Annotated in this window: 20 protein-coding genes and 1 pseudogene; 10 read left to right on the top strand and 11 right to left on the bottom strand. The window is 67.7% G+C overall.

The genetic code is table 11. The features are described 5' to 3' along the window. The first annotated feature begins 98 nt into the window (after positions 1-98). Genes zwf through eda form a run of 3 tightly spaced genes read left to right on the top strand, consistent with a single transcriptional unit; the run spans position 99 to position 2,971 of the window. Complete coding sequence (gene zwf / locus AC1DIN_RS07130) at positions 99-1,601, top strand: glucose-6-phosphate dehydrogenase (RefSeq protein ID WP_441468937.1); 1,503 nt, start codon at positions 99-101, stop codon at positions 1,599-1,601. Then, a complete protein-coding gene (gene pgl, locus AC1DIN_RS07125; RefSeq protein WP_476809194.1) occupies positions 1,601-2,287 on the top strand; it encodes a 6-phosphogluconolactonase in 687 nt (228 codons plus the stop codon). Before zwf ends, pgl begins: the two co-directional genes overlap by 1 nt. A gap of 39 nt (positions 2,288-2,326) precedes the next feature. Continuing rightward, complete coding sequence (eda, locus tag AC1DIN_RS07120) at positions 2,327-2,971, top strand: bifunctional 4-hydroxy-2-oxoglutarate aldolase/2-dehydro-3-deoxy-phosphogluconate aldolase (RefSeq protein ID WP_476809193.1); 645 nt, start codon at positions 2,327-2,329, stop codon at positions 2,969-2,971. Positions 2,972-3,105: 134 nt separating this feature from the next. Here the strand turns inward: eda and AC1DIN_RS07115 are convergent, their stop codons facing one another. Together AC1DIN_RS07115 and AC1DIN_RS07110 are read right to left on the bottom strand one after the other, a co-directional pair. Beyond that, entirely contained in the window at positions 3,106-4,209 is a 1,104-nt protein-coding gene (locus AC1DIN_RS07115; RefSeq protein ID WP_476809192.1) for an NAD(P)/FAD-dependent oxidoreductase, read from the bottom strand. A 10-nt stretch (positions 4,210-4,219) separates the two neighbouring features. Beyond that, positions 4,220-5,395, bottom strand: a complete 1,176-nt coding sequence (locus AC1DIN_RS07110; RefSeq protein ID WP_441468933.1) for a M20 aminoacylase family protein — start codon at positions 5,393-5,395, stop codon at positions 4,220-4,222. A 450-nt stretch (positions 5,396-5,845) separates the two neighbouring features. Here AC1DIN_RS07110 and AC1DIN_RS07105 point away from each other — a divergent pair, with 450 nt between their 5' ends. Then, a complete protein-coding gene (locus AC1DIN_RS07105; RefSeq protein ID WP_476809191.1) occupies positions 5,846-6,157 on the top strand; it encodes a hypothetical protein in 312 nt (103 codons plus the stop codon). A gap of 18 nt (positions 6,158-6,175) precedes the next feature. Here AC1DIN_RS07105 and AC1DIN_RS07100 read toward each other — a convergent pair. The 3 genes and pseudogenes from AC1DIN_RS07100 to AC1DIN_RS07090 all read right to left on the bottom strand — a co-directional run bounded on the left by AC1DIN_RS07100 (position 6,176) and on the right by AC1DIN_RS07090 (position 9,083). Continuing rightward, positions 6,176-6,696, bottom strand: a pseudogene (locus tag AC1DIN_RS07100) (GNAT family N-acetyltransferase). Between the two features lie 32 nt (positions 6,697-6,728). Then, positions 6,729-7,697: a threonine ammonia-lyase gene (locus tag AC1DIN_RS07095; RefSeq protein WP_476809190.1), complete on the bottom strand. Its 969-nt coding sequence runs from the start codon at positions 7,695-7,697 to the stop codon at positions 6,729-6,731. Positions 7,698-7,826: 129 nt separating this feature from the next. Beyond that, on the bottom strand, positions 7,827-9,083 hold the full coding sequence (locus tag AC1DIN_RS07090) for a peptide ABC transporter permease (RefSeq protein WP_441468929.1): 1,257 nt from the start codon (positions 9,081-9,083) through the stop codon (positions 7,827-7,829). A gap of 188 nt (positions 9,084-9,271) precedes the next feature. On the opposite strand from AC1DIN_RS07090, the gene AC1DIN_RS07085 reads away from it, so the two are divergent. Both AC1DIN_RS07085 and mobA read left to right on the top strand, forming a co-directional pair. Then, positions 9,272-9,787: a DUF2478 domain-containing protein gene (locus tag AC1DIN_RS07085; protein WP_441468928.1), complete on the top strand. Its 516-nt coding sequence runs from the start codon at positions 9,272-9,274 to the stop codon at positions 9,785-9,787. Between the two features lie 45 nt (positions 9,788-9,832). Then, entirely contained in the window at positions 9,833-10,447 is a 615-nt protein-coding gene (mobA, locus tag AC1DIN_RS07080) for a molybdenum cofactor guanylyltransferase MobA (protein ID WP_476809189.1), read from the top strand. A 15-nt stretch (positions 10,448-10,462) separates the two neighbouring features. Here the strand turns inward: mobA and AC1DIN_RS07075 are convergent, their stop codons facing one another. The 3 genes from AC1DIN_RS07075 to AC1DIN_RS07065 all read right to left on the bottom strand — a co-directional run bounded on the left by AC1DIN_RS07075 (position 10,463) and on the right by AC1DIN_RS07065 (position 12,327). Next, entirely contained in the window at positions 10,463-10,864 is a 402-nt protein-coding gene (locus AC1DIN_RS07075; RefSeq protein WP_476809188.1) for an SRPBCC family protein, read from the bottom strand. A gap of 89 nt (positions 10,865-10,953) precedes the next feature. Continuing rightward, positions 10,954-12,069 carry an Mrp/NBP35 family ATP-binding protein gene (locus AC1DIN_RS07070; protein ID WP_476809187.1) on the bottom strand — a complete coding sequence of 372 codons (1,116 nt, stop codon included), beginning with the start codon at positions 12,067-12,069 and terminating at the stop codon, positions 10,954-10,956. Positions 12,070-12,099: 30 nt separating this feature from the next. Beyond that, positions 12,100-12,327, bottom strand: a complete 228-nt coding sequence (locus tag AC1DIN_RS07065) for a sulfurtransferase TusA family protein (RefSeq protein ID WP_441468924.1) — start codon at positions 12,325-12,327, stop codon at positions 12,100-12,102. A 178-nt stretch (positions 12,328-12,505) separates the two neighbouring features. Here AC1DIN_RS07065 and AC1DIN_RS07060 point away from each other — a divergent pair, with 178 nt between their 5' ends. Continuing rightward, on the top strand, positions 12,506-13,753 hold the full coding sequence (locus tag AC1DIN_RS07060) for a molybdopterin molybdotransferase MoeA (RefSeq protein WP_476809186.1): 1,248 nt from the start codon (positions 12,506-12,508) through the stop codon (positions 13,751-13,753). 15 nt (positions 13,754-13,768) lie between these two features. Here AC1DIN_RS07060 and AC1DIN_RS07055 read toward each other — a convergent pair whose 3' ends face one another. The 3 genes from AC1DIN_RS07055 to AC1DIN_RS07045 all read right to left on the bottom strand — a co-directional run bounded on the left by AC1DIN_RS07055 (position 13,769) and on the right by AC1DIN_RS07045 (position 19,009). After that, on the bottom strand, positions 13,769-14,539 hold the full coding sequence (locus AC1DIN_RS07055; protein ID WP_476809185.1) for a TIGR02186 family protein: 771 nt from the start codon (positions 14,537-14,539) through the stop codon (positions 13,769-13,771). Then, positions 14,536-15,465, bottom strand: a complete 930-nt coding sequence (locus tag AC1DIN_RS07050) for a sulfite exporter TauE/SafE family protein (RefSeq protein WP_441468921.1) — start codon at positions 15,463-15,465, stop codon at positions 14,536-14,538. The genes AC1DIN_RS07055 and AC1DIN_RS07050 overlap by 4 nt, the downstream gene beginning before the upstream one ends. Before the next feature lie 178 nt (positions 15,466-15,643). Beyond that, a complete protein-coding gene (locus tag AC1DIN_RS07045; RefSeq protein WP_476809184.1) occupies positions 15,644-19,009 on the bottom strand; it encodes an SEL1-like repeat protein in 3,366 nt (1,121 codons plus the stop codon). A 344-nt stretch (positions 19,010-19,353) separates the two neighbouring features. Here AC1DIN_RS07045 and AC1DIN_RS07040 point away from each other — a divergent pair, with 344 nt between their 5' ends. From AC1DIN_RS07040 to AC1DIN_RS07030, 3 genes are all read left to right on the top strand, one after another. Then, positions 19,354-19,806, top strand: coding sequence for a MerR family transcriptional regulator (locus tag AC1DIN_RS07040; protein ID WP_441468919.1), 453 nt, complete (start codon positions 19,354-19,356; stop codon positions 19,804-19,806). A 190-nt stretch (positions 19,807-19,996) separates the two neighbouring features. Further along, complete coding sequence (locus AC1DIN_RS07035; RefSeq protein WP_476809183.1) at positions 19,997-21,793, top strand: acyl-CoA dehydrogenase C-terminal domain-containing protein; 1,797 nt, start codon at positions 19,997-19,999, stop codon at positions 21,791-21,793. Between the two features lie 138 nt (positions 21,794-21,931). Next, a complete protein-coding gene (locus AC1DIN_RS07030; protein ID WP_441468917.1) occupies positions 21,932-23,140 on the top strand; it encodes an acetyl-CoA C-acetyltransferase in 1,209 nt (402 codons plus the stop codon). Positions 23,141-23,159: the final 19 nt, after the last annotated feature.

Raw genomic sequence — 23,159 nt, 5'->3', positions numbered from 1 at the left:
CTTGCGCTAAAAGCTGCGCGTCAGGCCGAACCTCGGCCGGGCGGCAGGGCTCACGCCGGTCGTTTGAAACCGGCACCGCCTTACGGAGTTTCAGTCCCATGGACGCTATCGTCGACAACGCGCTTCGACCCGAGACTGCCCCCGAGCGGACGCCGGTTCCGCCCTTCGATCTGGTGATCTTTGGAGCCGGCGGCGATCTTGCCCTGCGCAAGCTCTTCCCGGCGCTCGCCCAGCGTAACCGCGATGGTGTCCTGCCGGAGGAAAGCCGCATCCTCGCCGTCGTCCGCAAGGAGGAGGATGTCGAGGGGCTGCCGAAGCAGATCGCCAGGCGCCTGGATGAGGAGGGCATCCCGAAGGATCAGGTTGAGCCCTTCCTGCGGCGCCTGACGATGGTGATGCTCGATGCGGTCCAGCCCGAGACCTACAAGGCGCTGAAGCAGGCCCTGGGCGAGAGCGAGCGCGTGCGCTCCTTCTATCTCTCGACTCCGCCCGACCTCTTCATCCCGATCTGCGAGAACCTGGCCAAGGCGGATATTCTGACGCCGACCTCGCGCGTCATCCTTGAGAAGCCGCTCGGCCGCGATCTCGCTTCGGCGCAGCAGATCAACGATGCCGTCGCGCGCATCCTGCCCGAGAGCCGCACCTACCGGATCGACCATTATCTCGGCAAGGAGACGGTGCAGAATCTGCTCGTCCTGCGCTTCGCCAACACGCTGTTCGAACGGTCATGGTCGAGCCGCGACATCGACCATGTCCAGATCACCGTCGCCGAGACGGTCGGCCTCGAAAGTCGCGCCGGCTATTACGACAAGGCCGGGCATATGCGCGACATGGTGCAGAACCATCTCATGCAGCTGCTCACCCTCTTCGCCATCGAGCCGCCGAACATGCTCGAGGCCGGCGCGGTGCGGGAGGAGAAGATCAAGGTGTTGAAGGCGCTGCGCCCCATCGTCGGCCCCGATGTGCAGCGCTACACCGTGCGCGGCCAGTACGGGCCGGGCCAGATCGACGGCCAGCGCGTTCGCGGCTATGCCGAGGAACTCGGCCATGGCTCGAACACCGAGACCTTCGTCGCCATCCGTTGCGAGGTCGACAACTGGCGCTGGGCCGGCGTACCGATCTATCTGCGCACCGGCAAGCGCATGGCGCAGCGCTATTCCGAGATCGCCGTCACCTTCAAGCCGGTGCCGCATTCGATCTTCGGCAACGGCACCTGCGACCGGCTCGACGCCAACCGCCTCTTCATCCGCCTGCAGCCGAACGACGGCGTCCAGCTCCAGCTGATGATGAAGGTGCCGGGCTCCGGCCGGCTCAAGATCGTGCCGCGCCAGCTCGATCTGCGCTATTCGACCGCCTTCGACGAGCGCACGCCGGACGCCTATGAGCGCCTGCTGACCGATGTGATCCGCGGCGACCAGACGCTGTTCATGCATCGCGACGAGGTCGAGCAGGCCTGGGGCTGGGTCGATCCGATCATATCCGGCTGGCAGGACTACTATCCGCATCCCCATCGCTACGCCGCCGGCTCCTGGGGACCGTCACAGGCGATCGGCCTGATCGAGCGCGACGGCCGCTCCTGGGCCGATCCGGATTTCGTCTGATGCCGGCCGGCCCGCTCGCCTGGCACCGCTTCGCCACACTGGCCGATGCCTCGGAGGCCTTGGCCGAGACCGTCGCGCTGCGGCTGACGGAACTGCTCGCCGAGAAGGGCAGGGCGCTGCTGGCCGTGCCCGGCGGCACGACGCCAGCGCGCTTTCTCGCAGCGCTCGGGCAGCGCGATCTCCCATGGGAGAAGGTTACGCTGCTGCCGACGGACGAACGTTTCGTCGCGGCCGACGACAGCGCTTCGAACGAGCGCATGATCCGCGCGCAATTCGCGCCGCTCGCGGAGGGGCGTGCCGATTTCCTGTCCTTCCACGGCCATGGCAGCGACATCGAGGCCGCCGCGGCCCTGCTGTGCGCGGAGTTGGCAGCGCTTCCGCCGCTCGATCTGCTGGTCAGCGGCATGGGAGCGGATGGGCACATTGCCTCGCTCTTCCCCGGCGCTGAAAGCACCTTCGATACGGTGCCGGACAGTGGCATCGTCGTGGCCCAGCCGCCGGGCCTGCCGCCGCGACTGTCGCTTTCGCCGGTGCGCCTGCGCGATGCGGGCTGGGCGAGCCTGCTCGTCTCAGGCGGCGCGAAGGAGGCGGTCCTGAAAGAGGCCGCAGCCCGCGAGACGCCGCTGCCGGTCGATATGCTGCTCCGCCGGGAGCAGGGGCTCGACGTCTACTGGGCTAAGGAGTAGAGCCCGGTTATCCGTTCAAATCGATTGAAAGATGAGGCCATGGACGAGACTGTCGCGATTGCCCGGCTGAAGAGCTGCGGCGTGATCCCCGTCGTCGTGATCGAGGATGCCTCGCGCGCGGTCGATCTCGCCCATGCGCTCGTCGCCGGCGGTATTGATGTCGTCGAGGTCACACTGCGCCGCCCGGCTGCGATGGAAGCGCTCGCAGCCATCGCGAAATCAGTGCCGAAGGCGCTCCCCGTGGCCGGTACGGTGGTTACGCCCGCTCAGGTCGCGCAGGTCAAGGACGCCGGCGCCCAGGCCGTGGTCAGCCCCGGTTTCAGCGAGAGCGTCGATGAGGCGCTGCGCAAGGCGGGCCTGCCCTGGTTGCCGGGCGTTGCCACGGCGTCGGACTGCATGCGGGCCGTCGCGGCCGGGCGCAACACCGCCAAGTTCTTCCCCGCCGAGCAGGCGGGCGGGCCGCCGGCGCTGAAGGCGCTCTCCGGTCCGTTCCCGCAGATGAGCTTCTGCCCCACCGGCGGCGTCGGCCTGAAGAACCTCGGCGACTACCTCGCCTTGCCGCAGGTGATCTGCGTCGGCGGCTCCTGGCTCGTTCCGGCCGACGCGATTGCGGCCGGCGACTGGAACCGCGTCACCACGCTGGCGCGCGAGGCGAAGGAAGCCTTCTTGAAGGCGCGTGCCTGACTTCGCCTCACGCGCGTAGGCCGTGCGTCATTCTCGGGCGGAGCGAAGCGCAGGCCCGAGCATCTCTGGCAGGATACGGCGCCGCAGCCTCTTTCGGCATGAGATGCTCGGGGCAAGCCCGAGCATGACGCGCCCTAAGCCAGTTTCTCCCGCACCATCTCCGCGATCGCGAGCGAGCTCGTCAGGCCCGGACTTTCGATGCCGAGCAGATTGACCAGTTCGGCGACGCCATGGACTTCCGGCCCGTCGATACGGAAGTCCGGCATCGGCTCGGTCGGACCGTGCAGCTTCGGCCGGATGCCGGCGTAGTCGGCGACCAGTGCACCGTCAGGAAGGGCTGGCCAGTAGGTTCGGATCGCGGCGTAGAACTTCTCCGCGCGCGCCGGATCGACGACCAGATCCTGGTCGCTTTCAACCCATTCGACATCGGGCCCGAATTTGACGCGCCCGCCCATGTCGATCGTGGCGTGGATGCCGAGGCCAGCGGCTTCCGGTACCGGATAGACGAGGTGGCTGAAGGGCTGTTTGCCGGTCAGGGCGAAATAGTTGCCCTTCGCGTAGTGCTGCACCGGCACATGCTCGGCGGGGAAGTCCGCGAGCAGGCCGAGCAGCCTTGGCGCACCGTGCCCGGCCGAATTGACCACCGTGCGGACAGTGTAGGTCGCAGGATCGGCGCCGCCGAAATCGACGCTGAACCCGTCCGCCTCCTGCCGCCAGCCGGTGATCGGCGTGTTGAGCGCGAGCGAACCGCCGGCCGCCTCGCACTCGCCAAGCAGCGAGAGCATCAGTGCGTGGCTGTCGACCACTCCGGTCTCGGGCGAGAGCAGGGCGATCTCGCAGCGCACCTCCGGCTCCATCGCCTTCGCCTGGGCGCCGGCGAGCCAGCGCAGCGAGTCGACGCCCGAGGCCTGGGCGCGGGCCATGATCGTTTCCAGCGCCGGCTTCTGGGCTTCGGAGGTGGCGACGATCAGCTTGCCGCAGGCCTTGTGCGGCAGGCCGCGCCCTTCCAGATAGCGGTAGAGCTTCTTGCGGCCTTCGACGCAGACGCGTGCCTTCAGCGAGCCGGGCGGATAGTAGATTCCGGCGTGGATGACCTCGGAGTTGCGCGCCGAGGTCTGGGTGCCGATGCCTTCGGCCGCTTCGGCGATGACGACCTCGCGCCCGGCGAGCGCCAGTTCGCGGGCTACCGCGAGGCCGACGACGCCGGCCCCGATCACCAGGCAATCGATGTCGCTCATCGCGCGGTCGTCAGGCCGCGCGCGGCGGCATGGCGATCTCGATGAGGCTCGTCCAGTAGTTCACGCCGACGGGGATCGCCGCGTCGTTGAACTCATAGGCCGGATGATGCAGGCCCGCCGAGTCGCCGTTGCCGATGTTGATGAAGGCGCCCGGGCGCTCCTCCAGCATATAGGAGAAGTCCTCCGAGCCCATGGTCGGCGGGATGTCTGTCTTGATCGCTTCCGAGCCGAAGATTTCCTTGGTCACGCTGGTGACGAAGTCGGTCTGGCCGGCATGGTTGAAGGTGACGGGATAGCCGAGATGGTATTCCAGCTCGTACTTCATGCCGAAGGCCTTCATCACGCCGTCGACGATCTCGGTGATGCGCTTCTGCGCGAGCTCGCGAATCTTCGGCGTCAGCGTGCGTACAGAGCCCTTGATCTCGGCTGTCTGCGGAATGACGTTGAAGGCCTCGCCGGCATTGAGTGCGGTCACGGAGACGACGATCGACTCGAGCGGGTCGGCATTGCGCGAGGCGACAGTCTGCAGAGCGCTGACCAGCGCGCAGGAGGCGACGATCGGGTCGTTGACGTTGTGCGGCGCCGCCGCATGTCCGCCCTTGCCTTCGATCTTGATGTGGATGCGGTCGGCGGCGGCCATGGCCGGCCCCTTGGCGATCTCGAAGCGGCCGACCGGGATGCCCGGCTTGTTGTGCATACCGTAGACTTCCTGGATGCCGAAGCGCGTGATGAGCCCGTCATCGATCATCGCCTTGGCGCCGGCGCCACCTTCTTCGGCGGGCTGGAAGATCAGCACGGCGGTGCCGTCGAAGTCGCGGGTCTGGGTCAGATACTTCGCGGCGCCCAGCAGCATGGCGGTGTGGCCGTCATGGCCGCAGGCGTGCATCTTGCCGGGAATGGTCGAGCGGTGTTCGAGATTGGTCTCCTCATGGATCGGCAACGCGTCCATGTCGGCGCGCATGGCGATCACCTTGCCGGAATCCTGGCCCTTGCCCTTGATGATGCCGACGACGCCGGTCTGGCCGATGCCCGTCACCACCTCGTCGACGCCCCATTCCCTGAGCTTTTCGGCCACGAGACCCGCGGTCCGGTGAACGTCGTACATCAGTTCGGGGTGGCGATGGATGTCGCGGCGGATCGCGGTGATTTCGGGGGTCAGCGCCGCGATGAGGTCGGTTTTGGGCATCGTATCCTCTGAGATGACATGGGGCGACCGCGCAGAAAGCGGGTGCCGTACGGCACGCTAGCCCAGCCCCGGCCCACCTGTCCAAGCCGGCAGCGCGCAGGGGGTTGGCTTTGGCGGAATGGCGGGCAGGCCGGGAAGATGAACGCCGCCTTGACCAAAGGCAGTGAGCGATCTGGATTACGGCTGTGAAATAGTCCGGAAAGGCCGCAGCCATGATTTGGCCTTCCTTGACGAATAGCGGAGGCGTCCTTCGCTCAGGCCATCGAGAATATCTGGCCTGATCCTTTTCGTTTCCCCTTACATGTCTGGTAGATGATGCGTCGCTTGTCGTTGCTTGCGTTTGTTTTTGGTTTCTTGCCTTCAGTCGCTCTGGCTGACATCGCTCCTGAGAAAATCTCCTTTCAGCCGCAGGTCAAAGGCCTGGGCTGCCTGAAGTCCGAGACGAAGGCGATGATCGCCGAACTCGTCGCCAAGATCGGTCCGATCCAGATCACCTCGACCTGCGGCGGCCGCCATGCGCGGCACTCGCAGCACTACAGCGGCAAGGCGGTCGACTTCCGGCCGCTGGCGGCCTCGCCGCGCAAGGCCGCGGCCGCCGCGCGTGCGCTCGCTAATGTCGGCGGCGTCGGCACCTATTCGAATGGCCTCGTCCATGCCGATGTGGGCGAGCGCGAGATCTCCTGGTACGGCCAAAAGCGCAGCCGCTACGCCAATGCCAGCAAGCGCAGCCGCTATGCCAGGCTCGCGCGCAACAGCAACTGATCGAGCCTTTCGTCGCCCTCAGCGGGCGGTGACGTTGAGCGGATGCCGATAGACCAGATCGTTCGGATCGGGTCTATCGGCGCGCGCATCGCGCGTCGCTCCAAGGCGTTCCGCCACCGCGATCGATGCGGTGTTGCCCGGCGCCACATAGCTCACCAAGCTGGAAAGCTTCAGGTTCCGTGTCGCCCAGTCCCGCAGGGCACGGGCAGCCTCGCTGGCATAGCCATGGCCCTCCTGGCCGTCATAGAGCAGCCAGCCGAGTTCCTTCTCGGGGAAGAGCGGGCCGTCATTGATGCCGACCTGCCCGATGCAGGCACCGGTCGACTGAAGCTCGATCATCAGCGCGCCGTGCCAAACAGCGGCCAGCAGGCGATGTCGTGGCAGAAGATCCCCCAGGCCTGCCGCGTCAAATAGGGGCCGCCCACTCCCGTCGAGCGAGGCGACGCCAGAAACGCGGCATAGGCGGGAAAGTCCGATTTGGTCATCGGCCGCAATGCAAGGCGTTGGGTCCGCAGTGTCGGAACGGAATGGTGGCTCATGCGAGGTTTCTAGAGCCGGGCCGTCGCCGAGGCTAGATCGCGAATTCGCCGCGCCAGCGGGCGATGTCGTCCAGAGCCACGTTCGATCCGCAGAGCACGAGGCAGACGCGTTCGCCGGACCCGAAGGCCTCCCTGCGCGTCATGGCAGCCGCGACCACGCAGGCCGCGGCGGGCTCCACCAGCACGCGCTCGTTCTGCAGCACCCAGACCAGTTCGTGCACGGCCTCCGCATCCGGCACCACCACGATTTCCTCGAGGAACTGCCGGGCAGCCGCGATGGTGCGCTCCGTCGCGAAGGGCGCGCCCAGCGTGCGCGCGATCGAGGTGGGGCGGATCGGAACCGGCTGGCCGGCCGCAAGCGCCTGCGTCATCGTCGTTGCGCCCTCGGTCTCGACGCCGTGCAGCCGCACGGCTGGGTCGAGCCCCTTCAGCGCCGCGCCGACCCCGGCCGAGAAGCCGCCGCCCCCGATCGAGATGAAGACATGGTCGAGCCGCCCTCCGGCATCGGCGGCGAGTTCCAGGCCGAGCGTACCATGGCCGGCAATGATCGCCGGGTCGTCATAGGAATGGACATGGACCATTCCCTGCGCGGCATAGTCCTCGGCCTTGGCAAAGGCGGCGATCGAATCGTCGCAGAGTTCGACCTCTCCACCCGCCTGCTGCGTCAGATGGATATTGAGCGCGGGCGTCGCCTTGGGCATCAGGACGAGGGCGCGGGCACCCATGGCGCGGGCGACGAGCGATACCGCGATGGCATGATTCCCGCCGGAGACGGTGACGACGCCGCGCTTCAATTCGGCTTCGCTCAGGCCCATCAGCTTGTTGAAGCAGCCGCGCACCTTGAAGGAGCCGCCGAGCTGCAGGCCTTCGAGCTTCACCCAGGTCTCGACCCCCAACCGCTCGGACAGGCCGGCGCTGTAATAGGTCGGCGTGCGGCGGACCTTGCCGGCGATGCGCCCGGCTGCGGCCTGGATATCGGTAAGGGTGACGTCGAACGGCATGGGTGCTTCTGTCCTCTGCCCGCTGCGCGGCGGGCTTCTAGGCCGCACGAGAGCGCGTCAGGCGCAGGGCCGTCAAGCACCGGGGAGGCGCGCTACGCCTCCTCGCCTATATCCGGCACGGGGGAGAAATCAGTCCGCCGGCGGCTCGCCCGCCTTGGGACGCGAGCGGCCGGTCGAACGCATCGGCAGCGGCACGGCGGGCCTGTCGGTGCGGTACTGGCCGCGGGCGATGGCGCCGAACAGGAGCACCACGGCGGTCAACGTCATCAGCCACCACGGCAGCAGTGGCGCGAAGCCGAAAACCGCGAGCGCGAAAGCGGTGGTGAAGGCGCCGACGCCGCCGGCCGCGAGCGCGCCCGGCATGCGGCCGGCGGCGCGGATGGCGAAATACAGGCAAGCGGCAGCGGCGGCGGCGCCGACGAGACCCAGCTCGTACCAGGTCTCGAATAGCAGAGTGGCGGGCGCCGGCTGCGGCAACATGCCCCTGAGTTGGTCGCGAACCACGGTGTCGAGCCCGTGCCCGGTGACGAGTTCGATCGGCGACTGCCGAATGACGTCGGCCCAGATCGAGAGCATCTGCGCGAAATCGTCGGCGCTGTCCGGCAGCGCCGAAACCAACGGCGCGAGTAGGAAGGGCAGGACGGGGGCGAACAGCATCAGCCCGGCGACGATGGTGGCGATCACCTGCGCAGCGCGCTGGCGGCTGGCGGTGACGGCGCCGAAGGCGACTGCGCCAAAGAGCATCGCGACGGTTTCGCCGTCGTCGAACCGCGTCAGTGCCAGCAGTGCCACGACGAGGGCGAGCCCGAGCGCGCTCATCCCGCGTTCGCGCGAGAGGAGCCAGGCGAGAGCCGGCCAGGCGGTGATCAGGATGATCGAGACGCCGCGCTCGACAGCGCCGGGCGGTGTTTCCGCGTGCCGTAGGGCCGCGATGATGATCAGTCCGAGCGCGAACATACCGGCGGTGCCGGTGCCGAGGGGGGAAAGGTTGAGATTCGAGGAGCGCATCCGCTCCGGAAGTGCCGACAAGCCGGCGAAGCCGAGCACGACGGCGAGCATCAGGTTTCCGGCCTTTTCGGCGGCCGATGTGGGGAAGGGGCTCCAGACCAGCGAGAGCAGCGCCCAGGCCACGAGGCCGAGCAGGATCAGTCCCGGTCGGCTGAAAACGGACTCCTTGAGGGAGCCGACGAATTTGGCGGGTTCCTCGATCAGCATCGCAATGATCAGCAATGCGATGCCGATCGGCACGAGGACGACCGCGGCGCGGCGTGAGACCAATGCGGCCAGCGGCAGGACGAGCGCGAGCGTGCCGAAGCCGATGCGCCGCAGCAGCAGCGCGGCATCGGTGGCCGGGTCGAGCGGAGCTTGAGCGTTGTGGCGGATCATGCGTTCCGGCGGGGTAACGGGCGGCGGCCCGCCCGGTTGCCCGAAACGAACCGATGCCACCCTAGCGAGAGTACGGGCGCGCGACTGTAGGTGCGGCGCAACACTGTCGCGGCATCTCTCATGCGGAGAATAAACCTGCGCTCCCGGTGCCTCTGGCGCGAGGGAGGCGTTCGTGAGAGGAATCCCGCATGACCATGCTGGCTGCCATTCCCTATACGAGCGGTTTCCCGATCGACGCCTTCATGCAGGGCGTGGCCACGCAGTTGAAGCGGCGCGGCCTCCGGCTTGGCGGCGTGGTTCAGCATAATGATGCCGCCTGCGACGATCGCTGCATGGCGATGTCGCTGGAAGATCTCGGCAGCGGCCATCGCTTCCCGATCAGCCAGGATCTCGGCGCGGGTGCCGCGGGCTGCCATCTCGATGCAGCCGGCCTCGCTGCGGCCGCGGCGGTTTTCGCCGGTGCGCTGGCCGAGCGCGTCGATCTCGTCATGGTCAACAAGTTTGGCAAGCAGGAGGCTCTGGGCGAGGGGCTGCGCGAGGAGATCGCGAATACCGTGATGGCGGGCCTGCCCGTGCTGATCGCGGTGCGCCGTGATTTCCTGCCGGCCTGGCGCGATTTCGCCGGAGACGAGTGGGTTGAACTGGACGCCCACATGGCGGCGGTGGAGCGCTGGGTCGGTGAGGCGACCCGGCTTGCGGCCTGACGCTGCCGTGACACAGCTTCTCGGCTCGCTGGCATGAGGGTCGCGATGCCGCCTCCAACGCTCGGCCTCGTTCTTGCGGGCGGCCTCGCCCGTCGCATGGGCGGCGGCGACAAGCCGCTCAAGCTGCTCGCCGGCAGACCGATACTCGCCCATGTGATCGAGCGGCTTCGCGAGCAGTGCGACGGCCTTGTCCTCAACGCCAATGGCGATCCGGCGCGCTTTGCACTCTTCGGCTTGCCGGTTGTTGCCGATACGGTGCCGGACTTCGCCGGTCCGCTTGCCGGCATCCTCGCCGGGCTCGATTGGCTTGCCGAGCACCGGCCGGAAACGGCATGGCTGCTGAGCGTCCCGGCCGATACGCCCTTCATCCCGAACGATCTCGTCCAGCGCCTGCATGAAGCGCGGATCGCGGCCCAGCTTCCGTTGGCCTGCGCCGCCTCGGCCCGGCAGGCGCATCATGCCATCGGCCTCTGGCCGGTCTCGCTGCGGCAGGATTTGCGGCAGGCACTGGCGGCCGGCGAGCGGAAGATCAGCCGTTGGACGCAGGAGCATGGCGTCGCCGTCGCGGAATGGGCTGCGGAACCTGTCGATCCCTTCTTCAACGTCAACACGCCGGACGACCTAGGCGAGGCGCAGCGTCTCGCCGGATTATCGGCCTAGCCATCGCGGCGGCCGTCAGCGTTCCAGCAAGGCCTTCAGCGCCGCGAGATCCCGCGCCACCATGCCGGCATCGGCCGCCATCTCGTCGTCGGACATGCCGTCGCGCTGAAACAGCGTGAAGACGACCTCGGCGCCGTCGCCATTGGGCACCACACGCATCGGATTGTGCATGGCCGGGCCGTGTTCGGAGATCACCGCATGGTCGAGCACGCCGTGACGGTTCGGCTCGCTGAACAGGATGCGCATCGATCCCATCGGGGTTTCGGCGCGCCAGGTCATGCCTTCGACATGGACGAAGCTGTGGCCGAGTCCCTCCGCCCATTGCGGGAAGTTCTCCGGCTCGGCCAGGAAAGCATAAACCTGCTCCACCGGGCGATCGATGCCGATGCCGATATGCCGGGCACGCTGAACAGCCATCGCCATTTCTCCTTATGCAAAAGAACAAAAAGAGAACATACGTGATGTGCTGTCAAGCGCGAGCGTATGGGCGTCTCGGGCCGATCTTGTTACTCGATGACGATGCGCGGGGCTGCTCTGGAGGCTCCGCCGAGGCCGGCCTGGACCCGCCGCGCCAGCGCGACATAGGCCTTGGCATGCGGGCTCTGCGGATCGCTGGCGACGATCGGCCGGCCTCCGTCCGAGGTTTCGCGGATCGGCATGGCCAGGGGGATCTCGCCGAGGAAGGGGATATGCAGCCGCTCAGCCTCGTGCCGCGCCCCGCCATGGGCGAAGATGTCGGATTGATGCCCGCATTCCGGACAGATGAAATAGCTCATGTTCTCGACGAGGCCGAGGATCGGCACCGCGACCTTCCTGAACATGGCGACGCCGCGGCGCGCATCGAGCAAAGCGAGGTCCTGCGGCGTCGAGACGATGACGGCGCCGGCAAGCGGCACCTGCTGCGCCATGGTGAGCTGCGCATCGCCGGTGCCGGGCGGCATGTCGACGACGAGGACGTCGAGCTCGCCCCAGGCGACCTCGCGCAGCATCTGCGTGATCGCCGAGATCACCATCGGCCCGCGCCAGATCATCGGCGTCTCCTCGTCGACGAGGAAGCCGATCGACATCACCTTGAGCCCATAGGCCTCCATCGGCGCCAGAGTCCGCCCCGAGACGATCTGCGGCTTGCCGGTGATGCCGAAGATCTTCGGCATGGACGGGCCGTAAATGTCGGAATCGAGCACGCCGACCTTGAGGCCGAGCGTCGAGAGCGCCACGGCGAGATTGGCCGCGGTGGTCGATTTCCCGACGCCGCCCTTGCCGCTGGCGACAGCGATGATCTGCTTAACGCCCGGGACGCCGCTGGGCTTGGGTGCGCCGCCGGGGCCGGGTCGCTGCGCCTGCTGGCGGGCCTGCATGCCGGCCGAGGGCGGCGCCTTGTCGGCAGTCAGCCCGACGAGCACCTGCGTCACGCCTGGCAGGCCGCCGACGGCGCTTTCCGCAGCCTTGCGCACCGGCTCCATCGCGGTGGCCTCGGTCGGGTCGATGCCGATCGCGAAGATCACCTTGCCGCCATCGACCAGGATATCGCCGATGCGGCCGGAGGCGGCGAGCGATTGCCCGCTCGCCGGCAATTTCACCAGTTCGAGAGCGCGCAGGACATCGGCTTGGGAGACGGTCACGTCGTTGAACTCCGTTCGCTGGCGCGGCCGTCAGGCCGCCTTGCGGATATGGAAGACGATGGCGCCGTCCGCATCCCCTTGCCGCTCGATGACGTCGCCGGTTTCGCGGGCGAGGTTGGGCAGGTCGATCGCCGCCATCGGGTCGGTGCATTGCACGACGAGCAGCGTGCCGGCCTGCACCGCGCTCAGAGCCTTGCGCACGCGCAGCACCGGAAGAGGGCATTTCAGGCCGCGCAGATCGAGCGGAATGGTGTCCATGGTCTCGCGCCCACCGGGCCGTTGTCGTCGCCGCTTCATAGGACGGCTGCTCGGGTGGGAGCAACCGCGCGCCATGCCGCATGCTTGACCGGCCTCGTTCCGGCGAGGATGAAGGTGCAGCGGACCAAAGCGCGCCAGGGGCGGCGATGCGGGCGCAGGTCCGGAAAGGACGAGTGCCGTGACGGGTAGGCCGGGCGGAGCAGGGACGGATATCGGGCTGATATCCCTCGATGAAGCGGGAGCCCGCGCGGCTGCCCGCGTCGCGCCGGTGCCGGGTGTGCTTGAACTGCCGCTCGTCGAGGCGGATGGGCGTGTGTTGGCGGAGGCCGTGGTCGCACGCGTTGATTTGCCGCCCTTCGCGAATTCCGCTGTCGATGGTTATGCCGTCCGCTTCGCCGATCTCCGGCCCGGTGCCGAGACCCGCCTGCCGGTCCTCGGCCGAACGGCGGCTGGCGATCCGGTCGGTACGCTCGGGCGCGGTGCCTGGCGCATCTTCACCGGCGCTCCTGTGCCCGACGGGGCCGACACGGTGGTGATGCAGGAGGATGTCACGCTGAGTGGCGACGAGGTCATCCTGCCGTTCCAGTCGAGGCTTGGCGCCAATCTGCGCCGGGCGGGGGAGGATGTCGCCCGCGGTCAGGAGGTTCTTCCAGCGGGCCGGCGCCTGCGGCCGCGGGATCTCGGGCTGCTCGCCGCCCTGGGGCTGGAGCGGGTCCGGGTCAGGCATCGTCCGCGCGTTGCGCTGTTCTCGACGGGCGACGAGCTGACCGAGCCGGGGCGCCCCCTGAAATCGGCGGCGATCTACGATGCCAACCGGGCGATGCTGCGTGCCCTGTTGGCGCGGGCCGGCGCCGACGTCGTCGATCTCGGCATTCTGCGTGATGAACCCACTGATCTGGAGCGGCATCTGCGCGAGGCCGCCGGCGCCTGCGACCTCATCGTCACCTCGGGCGGTGTCTCCGTGGGGGACGCGGATCACGTCAAGGCTGCGCTCTCGGCCTGCGGTTCTCTCGACCTCTGGCGCGTCGCGATCAAGCCGGGCAAGCCGATCGCGATCGGCGAGGCGGCCGGCACGCCCTTCATCGGCTTGCCGGGCAATCCGGTCGCGGTTTTCGTCGGGTTTGTGTTCGTCGCTTGGCCGCTGCTGGCGCGCCTTTCCGGGGCTACGGCCGAAGCACCGGTTGTCTTCCCCGCCACGGCCGGCTTCCATCATCGGAAAAAGGCCGGGCGCAGGGAGTTCCTGCGCGTTACGCTCGAACGGCGGGACGATGGTGCCGTAATCGCGCGCAAGCATCCCGGCGAGGGGGCGGCGTCGCTCGCCTCGCTCGCGCAATCGGACGGGCTCGTCGTGCTGGCTGAGGAGCTGGAGCAGCTGGAGGAGGGCAGCACCGTACCCTTCCTGCCCTATGCCGGCTTGCTGGGCTGAGCTCGACGGGGCGTCTCAGTCGCGCCGGAAGATCACGCTCGCCCCCCAGCCGAGGAAGAGCGCCAGCAGCACGGTCGCGAGACCGTACAGCAACGACCAGTCATAGGCGGCGGAGGCGAGCCGCTGCTCGATGCCGGTCTTGATCACCTCGAAATTGGTCTGCTGGCGCGCCAGCGGAACCCCGCCGGAATAGAGCACGATGTCGACGCTGTAGGAGCCGGTCGGCGCCGTGGCGGCGATGTCGATCGGCGCGCTGAACAAGCTGTTCGACAGGAAGGTGACGCCGCGCTCCTCGTAGCCGTAGAGATCCTTGGCCTGCATGATCCGCACCAGGCTTTCGCGGAAGCGGATGGAGTTCGGGTCGAGATCGACCCAATTTCCCTGTGGCAGCTCGGCATTGGCGAGGCCGATGCGGCCGCGCCGCGCCGTTTCGGGGCTCATCATCTCCGAGATCGGCCTGTTGCTGGCGACGTGCAGGAAGACCGGATTGTCCGGGAAGCGGCGCTGCGACCGGTTGATCCAGATCGGACCGAGGCGCTCCTTTTCACGCACCAGCAGCATGCGCCGGGGGCCGCGGACGGTGACGATGATGTCATAGGGATCGCCGCGCGCGACCGTGCGCCCGTCGCGCTCGACCAGGCCGAAGACCGTCAGCTGGCTGCCGGTGTAGTTCGAGGTGATCTGGATCTGGTGGCTCGACATTGCCGCGATCAGCGTCTCGGCCCGGGCCGTCCCCGCGGCGAGGCCGATCCACAGGGCGGCGAGGAGGGCGAGGAATCGCATCATCGCGCGCTCTCCGGCACGACCACAGAGAAGCGTTCGGTCGGCGGAATGAAGAGCTCGATGGCGAAGCGCAGGCCGACCGAGAGGATCAGCAGCGCCAGCAGCAGCCGGAAGGATTCGACGTTGAGGTTGCGCGCCGCCCGGCCGCCGAACTGCGCGCCGATGACGCCGCCGACCAGCAGCAGCGTGGCGAGGATGAGATCGACCGACTGGTTGGTGACCGCGTGCAGAATTGTCGCGCCCGTCATCGTCACCAGAATCTGGAAGAGCGAGGTGCCGACCACCACGGCGGGTGGAATCCGGAAGAAGTAGATCAGCCCCGGCACCAGGATGAAGCCGCCGCCGACGCCGAGAACGGCGCCGATGAAGCCTATGACGATGGCGAGCAGGGCGATCGGCAGCACGCTGCAATAGAGGCCGGAGCGATAGAAGCGCTGTCGGAAGGGCAGGCCCATCCACCAGGGATGCATGCCGCCGCGCCGCTTCAGCCGTGCCGGCTTGCCGGCGCGCACGCGCAGCATCGCGCGCAGCGCGTCGTAGAGCATCAGCCCGCCGATGATCGAGAACAGTGTCACATAGGAGAGCGTGATGACGAGCTCGAGCTGGCCGAGCCGGCGCATGGTGTTGAAGAACAAGACGCCGAGCACCGTGCCGACGATGCCGCCGCTGACCAGGACGCCGCCGAGCTTGAGATCGAGGGCTCTGCGCCGGAAATAGGTCAGCACGCCGGTCATCGACGAGCCGGCGACCTGCGCCGCTACGGTTGCGACCGCCACCGCAGGCGGGATGTCGAGGAAGATCAGCAGGGGGGTGAGCAGGAAGCCKCCGCCGACKCCGAACAGGCCGGAGATGAAACCGACCGCGCCGCTCAGGCCAAGCACCATCAGCACGCTGATCGGAAGCTCGGCGATCGGCAGGTAAATCTGCACTACTACCCCTCGCAGGCGGGTGCATAGCCGTTGCTTGCACCGATTTGTCCCAGACTGAACCGTCCAGGTTAAGAGTTGTTGCTGAAATGGAAGACGGGCCGTTACCGGCCCGTCTTAAAGGACTATCGTTTTCCTTGCCGCGTCAACACGTCGAAAGCATGACGCCGCGGCGGTTGACTCAGCTGCGCGCGGGCCTGGCGGGCTTGGTCGCCGCCGCCGCGGTCGGGCCCGCGTCCCAGCCCTTGGCCGGCGGGGTGACCTCGTTGGCGATCGTGTCCAGCGTCTTGGGCTTCCAGTTCGCGGCGGTCGTCTTGGCGGCGGCGAGCTCTTCCGGCTTCAGGCGCTGGGCAACCTCGTCACGCTTGCGGGCGGCGTCCTCGTCGCCCTGATTCGCTGCAACCGAGAACCAGACGAAGGACTGGGCGAGGTCGGTCGGCGCACCAAGGCCGCGGCCGAGCAGGACCGCGAGGTTGTATTGGCTGTCGCGCACGCCGAGTTCGGCGGCGCGCCGGAACCACTCCGTCGCAATGGCATAGTCCGGCTTGCCGGAGACGCCCTCGGCATGCAGCACGGCGAGGTTGTGCATCGCCTTGGCGTTGCCGCGCTCGGCTGCGCGCTGGTACCAGATACGGGCGAGGGAAAGATCGCGCTGCGTGCCGATGCCCTTCTCGAACATGTTGCCGACACGGAACTGGGCGGGTGGGAGCCCCGCGACGGCGGCGCGTTCGAACAGGCGCAGGGCGAGCTTGGCGTCGCGCTGCGCGGCCGGGCCGTCGGCGGCTTTGCTTGCCAGTTCGTAGACCGCGCGGGCATCGCCGTCGAAGGCGGCCTTGCGCAGTCCGGCGCTGCCGAAGCCGGTCGGCAGATCGCCAACCCCGGTGACGCTCTGAACAGACTCGGGCGCGACGGCCGCGGAGGCTTCCGTCTGTGCCGTGGCTGGCGCCGGTGTCACGAGGGGCGGCGGCACGGCGGCAGGCTGATCCGGCACAGCCTGGCCCGGAATCAGGCTGGCGGGCGCCGCCAGCGGTGCAGGCGAGAGCGCCGAGGACTGGTCCTTGGCGGCTGCAGGGTCCCTGGCCGGAGCGGGTTCCTTAGCCGGGGCCTGCACGCCCTCGGCCGGGGCTTCTGGCTGGGCGATCAGGCTACGCGCCGTGGTGCTGGCGGTCTTGGTCCCGTCGCCGCGCACCACGCCGGTGACGACATGGGCCGTGCCCATGGCCAGGATCAGCGCGGCGAGGCCGAGCAGCAGCGGGCGCTTGCGCTTCTCGAGGATCTCCTTGAGCTTGCCGGAGCTCTTCGCAGCGGGCTCGGAGGCTGCTGCGGGAGCGCTCGCGGCGGCTTCGCTGGCGGCCTTGGCCGAGCGCCGGGCGGCAGCGATCAGGCTCTGCCGCACCGATTGGGCGTCCTGCCCAGCGTTGGCGGCGCTTTCAGGCCGCGGGCGGCCCGACCCCGGCTCCAGCGGCAAGTCGAAGGCCGTGTTCGGCAGCGCGGGAGCCGCTTCGCTCCGGACCGGGACGGTGGGCGCACCGAAGCGATCTTGAGCAACTGCGCTGACCGCCGGGCCGGCGTGATCGCGAGCAGCGAAGGCGGGCGCGCGGACTGCGGGCTCCTCGCTACGGGCGGCAGCGGCCGGACGCTGCGGCGTGTTCCGGCGCTCGCCCTGCAGCTCGGATTCAAGGCCCGCGAGCCGCGTCATGATCGCCTCGAGCGACAGATGGACTGCGCCCAGCGCGTCCTGGGTCAGGCGCTCCGACGAGACATGGGTGTCGCGCATGCCGGTGACGAGGCTCGACAGCTCGGCAATGCTCTTGCCCGGCGCCGAGGTGCTGGCCGCCTGGACGAGGGCCGCGCGTTCGGCCGCCGTCTCCTCGCGCATCGAGCGCAGATGGACGACCAGATCCTGCAGCGTGCGCTCGATGCCGTTCTCGGCCGAGCGGGTCGCCGCGGCCTCATCGAGCCGGGAGGCGATGCCCGAAATCTGCTGTTCCAGCGCCTCGAAGGATTCCGCGCCTGCGCCGGGGGCACCGGCCTCGTCGATCTTGTCGGCGAGATGACGCAGCATCTGTTCGATCGGGCTGAGATCGACCGAGGCGGCGGACTCGCCGGTGCCGACCATGCGGCTGAGCTGGCTCGATGCTGCCAGGCTCTCGATCCGGCTGGCCAGCGCTTCGATCTGGCGGGTTACGGCGGACGGCCCCTGCTCGGCGAGCAGCTCGATCCGGTGCTGCAGCGCGTCGATGCGGTCATCGAGATGGTTGTCATGCCGCTGCGCGGTGACATCGTCGAATTTGCGCGACAGCAGGTCGATCTGGGTTGCGAGCGAGGCCAGGGGAGCGGTGTCGAAATCCTGCGGGCGGCTGGTCAGGACCGCGCTGCGGACATCCTCGATCGCGGCCGAGAGATTACGCATCTCCCGCAGGTCCGGCTGGGTTTCGCGCAGCCGGCCGATCTCGAAGCCCAGCGAAGCGACCTGCTGGGCGAGATCATCGAGCCGGTGATCCTGTCCGCTGGAAGGGATCAGGCTCCGCAGCTCGGCGATGTCGCGCAGGACCGGGTCGAGATTGGCCGTTTCATTCCCGCGCGCCGCCAGCGCGTCGACCTTGGCGGCCAGATGCGCGATCTCGTGCTGGAAGCGCTGGTAGCTGTCGCCGGCCCGATCCTGCGATAGCCGGGAAACCTCGGCCTCGATCCGTGTCAACGGCTTCAGCAGCGGCTCGAACTGGTCGCGCCGGTCGAAGCGGTCGAGGCGCTCGGCCAGGGCAGCGATCTTGGTCTCGATCGCGCTGGTGTCAGGCTGGCGTGGCTGCGGCGCTGCAGGGCGCTGCCCAGCGCGCCGGCCCTCCGAAGACAGCCGCGAGCCAAGCTCGCGCAGATCCTCGCGCAGCGCCGAAATGCGCTCTGGCGTGACGTTGGCCGCCCGCGAAGGGGAAGGAATGATCTCTTCGTTGTCGAGAACGCGCTGGCGCGTGCGGATGTTGGTGACGGCCGCCTCGAGTCCGTCGCGGCTGAAGGCGAGACGCGGCGACGGCTCCGGCCGGCTCTGGGCCTCATGGCTGCGGCGCTCGATCTCGGCGATGCGTTCACCCATCGTCTTGATCGCTTCGGCGATGACGTTGGTCGCGCGCTCCTGCCGCTCGGCGGCGCCGCGCTCGCTCGATGAGAGGCGATCCTCGGTCTTCTCGATCCAGCGCGTGATGGAATCGAGCGCGCCGGCGGTACGGCTGTTGGCATCGCGGGTCAGGCGCTCGATGTTCGCGGCCTGGCCGATGAAAGCGTGGAGTTCTGAACGTGACGGGGCGGGGTCGGGCCTGCGCGAGGCCGTATCCGTCTGGGCTTGGGAGATACGTGCCAGCCGTTCCGACAAGGCTGCGATGTCGAGCTGCTCGGGCATCGCGTCAGCCGGGGCGGGTGCCTCGCTCTCGTCGCGGATCTTGTGGTCGAGCCATTCGCCGAGCGTCATGCCGGCGCGGCGAGCTGCTGCCTTTGCCGCGTCGCGCGTCCGGGGATCGACGCCTTTGACGCTCCAGGGCAAGCTGGTGGCCATGTTCTCGCTCGCCTACGGGGCTTGTCTCCCGGAGGACGCGGCCCCCTGATGCCGCCGACCTCCGCGCGAACCTTGGCAGTCGTGAAGACAACGTTGACGATGCCGATGCGCGTTCCCGACATTTGGCCGGCATGGTAAACAGCGGGTTAAGAAACGGCTCCGAGACCGTTAATTTTTTCCGAATGGCGCCTGGGAAGCCTTTGGCGGCGCTGATGTAACGGTAACTTACCCCCGCAAGAGGACGTATTACCTGACGCAACGATAGCGCCTTCCCTATGAGGAGGTATCCCGATCGATGCTGCCTTACGGGCAGCGATTCGATCACCGCAAGGAACGAAACCTCCATGTCACGCCAAAATCTGGCTATGGCGGGTTCTTCGAGTCATGAAGCCCGCTCCGCGACGCCTACCCAAGCTGATGAGGCCGGCGAATACACCATCAGCGATCTCGCCCGCGATTTCGGCGTAACACTGCGCACCCTTCGCTTCTATGAGTCGCGCGGCCTGATCGCGCCCACGCGCTCGGGTATGGCGCGTGTCTATTCGGCCCGTGATCGGGCCCGTCTGGCGCTGATCCTCAAGGGCAAGCAGCTTGGCTTCACGCTGGTCGAGATCCGCGCGATGCTCGCCAACGAGGACAAGAAGGGCGCTGGCGACAAGGCCGCCAATGTCGGCGGGCTGCAGCTCAGCCGCGACCAGATCGTCGAACAGCTCGATCTGCTGCGCAGCCAGCGCGCCGAGATCGAGGGTGCGATCACCGAGCTCGAGGCCTCGCTGGCGCGGTTGCCCAAAGCCTGATTGCTCCCGCATCGGCCTTCATGAAACCCCGGCTTTGCCGGGGTTTTTTGTTGTCGCATGGACAGCGCCCGTCCGCAGGCTGACAAAATGCCGGTGTACCCGTTGCAAGTCGAACGAGATTGTTTATATGTGAACTATATTGAGGCGCTCCCGACAGAGGCGAGCGGCCCGCGACGAGAGGGAGGACCACATGCCGGTCTACAAGGCGCCCGTCGACGATACGCTTTTCCTGCTCAACGACGTCTTCAACATCGAGTGCTACAACAACCTGCCGGGCTTCGCCGATGCGAGCGCGGACGTGATCGAGGCCGTGCTCGGCGAGGGCGCGAAGCTTTGCGAGGAAGTGCTCCAGCCGATCAACCACTCCGGTGATCAGGAGGGCTGCACGCGCCATTCCGATGGGAGCGTCACGACGCCGAAGGGCTTCAAGGAAGCCTATGAGGCCTATGCCGGCGGCGGCTGGATCGGCCTTGCCATGGACCCGGAATATGGCGGGCAGGGCTTGCCCTACACGCTCGGCGCCGTGATGAACGAATATGCCTCCTCAGCGAACATGGCCTTCGCCATGTATCCGGGCCTGACCATGGGCGCGATCGCCGCGCTCTACGTCCACGGCTCGGACGAGCAGAAGCATGCCTACCTGCCCAAGATGATCGAGGGCAAATGGTCGGGTACGATGAACCTGACCGAGTCGCATTGCGGCACCGATCTCGGCCTGCTCAAGACCAAGGCCGTGCCGAATGGCGACGGCTCCTACGCCATCTCCGGCACCAAGATCTTCATCTCGGCCGGCGAGCAGGACATCACCGAGAACATCATCCACCTCGTGCTCGCCCGCATCGAGGGGGCTCCGGCCGGCACCAAGGGCATCTCGCTCTTCGTCGTGCCGCGCAACAAGGTCGGCGCGGACGGCTCTGTCGGCGCCAATAACGGCGTCTCCTGCGGCTCGATCGAGCACAAGATGGGCATCCACGGCAATTCGACCTGCGTCATGAACTATGACGGCGCGCAGGGCTGGCTGGTCGGGGCCGAGAACAAGGGCCTCAACGCCATGTTCGTGATGATGAACGAGGCCCGTCTCGGCGTCGCCATCCAAGGCCTTGCCCAGTCCGAGGTCGCCTATCAGAACGCCGTCGTCTATGCGAAGGAGCGCCTGCAGGGCCGCTCGCTCACCGGCCCCAAGAATATCGCGGGACCGGCCGACCCGATCATCGTCCATCCCGACGTGCGTCGCACGCTGATGTCGATCAAGGCCTTCAATGAGGCCGCGCGCGCCTTCGTGCTCTGGAATGCGCTGCAATCCGATATCGCCCATCGCTCCGGCGATGCGGCCGAGCGTCAGGCTGCCGACGACCAGCTCGGCTTGATGACGCCGGTGCTCAAGGGCGTGCTCACCGATATCGGTTTCGACAATGCCGTGAAGGCGCAGCAGATGTTCGGTGGCCACGGCTACATCGCCGAAACCGGCGTCGAGCAGTTCGTGCGCGATGCCCGCATCGCCATGATCTACGAGGGCGCCAACGGCGTGCAGGCGATGGATCTCGTCGGCCGCAAGCTCGGCCGCGACGGCGGCCGTGGCATCATGGCCTTCTTCAACGAGGTCGGCGGCTTCCTGAAGGAGAATGCCGACGACGAGGCGCTGAAGCCCTTGCTTGGCCCTCTCCAGGTTTCGCTGGGCCATCTCCAGCAGGCGGCGATGTGGTTCATGAACAACGCGCTCGCCAAGCCCGACAATGCCGGCGCCGGCGCGAACGACTTCATGCATCTGCTCGGACTCGTCTCGCTCGGTTACATGTGGGCGAAGATCGCCAAGGCGGCGCTGGAGAAGCTCAAGGCCGACCCCAACGGCGCGACCGAGCGTATGAGCGCCAAGCTCGTCACCGCTCGCTTCTTCATGGAGCGCACCTTGCCGGAGACCGCCGCGCATCTGGCGCGGATCACCGCCGGGGCCGACACGACCATGGCGCTGGCGCCTGAGCAGTTCTGACGGGTTTGACCGTCATGCCCGGGCTTGACCCGGGCATCTCTTGCAGAACCCGCTGGATGACGAGATGGTCGGGGCAAGCCCGACCATGACGTCCGGCACCAGAACGCGCCGGCCGACGGCGCCCCGGGAGGCCACCAAATGGCAGACGCATTCATCTACGACCACGTCCGCACGCCGCGCGGCAAGGGCAAGGCGGACGGCTCGCTCCACGAGGTCACGGCGATCGAGCTCGGCACGCAGGCGCTGCGTGCCATCAAGGACCGCAACAACCTCGATCCGCTCCTCGTCGAGGACGTGGTGATGGGCTGCGTCGATCCGGTGGGCGAGGCCGGCGCCGACATCGCCCGCACCGTCGCGCTCAAGGCCGGCTACGGCAAGGAAGTGCCGGGCGTGCAGATCAACCGCTTCTGCGCCTCCGGCCTCGACGCGGTGAACCTCGCCGCCGCGCAGGTCATGTCGGGCCAGAAGGAAATGGCGATCGGCGGCGGCGTCGAGTCGATGTCGCGCATCGGCATGGGCGCCTCGGGCTTCGGTATCGCGGTCGACCCCAGCGTCGCCATCGACACCTATTTCATGCCGCAGGGTGTCTCGGCCGACCTGATCGCGACGAAATACGGCTTCTCGCGGGACGATGTCGACGCCTTCGCCGTGCGTTCGCACCAGCGCGCCGCCCGTGCCTGGAAGGAAGGCCGCTTCAAGAATTCGGTGATCCCGGTCACCGACGTCAACGGCCTCACCATCCTCGACCATGACGAGACCATCCGCCCCGGCACCGACATGCAGGCGCTCGCCGCGCTCAAGGCCTCCTTCGTCCAGATGGGCGAGATGGGGGGCTTCGATGCGGTGGCGACCGCCGCGCATCCCGATGTCGAGTTCATCAACCACGTCCACCATGCCGGCAATTCCTCCGGGATCGTCGACGGAGCCGCCGCGGTCCTCGTCGGCTCGAAGCGGGCCGGCAAGGCGGCCGGGCTGAAGCCGCGCGCCCGCATCAAGGCCTTCGCCACGGTCGGCTCCGACCTCGCACTGATGCTGACCGGCCCGGTCGACGTCACCCAGCTCGTGTTGAAGAAGGCCGGTATGTCCAAGAAGGACATCGACCTCTTCGAGCTGAACGAGGCCTTCTCCTCGGTGGTGCTGCGCTATCAGCAGGCGCTCGACATCGACGACGAGATCCTGAACGTCAACGGCGGCGCCATCGCCATGGGCCATCCGCTCGGCGCGACCGGCGCGATGGTGCTCGGCACCGTGCTCGACGAGCTGGAGCGGACGAACAAGCAGACCGCTCTGGTGACGCTCTGTGTCGCTGTGGGCATGGGCGTCGCCACCATCATCGAGCGCGTCTGAGCGGAAGGGCAGGGAGAGA

This window comes from Allobosea sp. 05T438, assembly GCF_056396025.1.
This window is presented reverse-complemented; position numbering and strand designations above follow the sequence as displayed.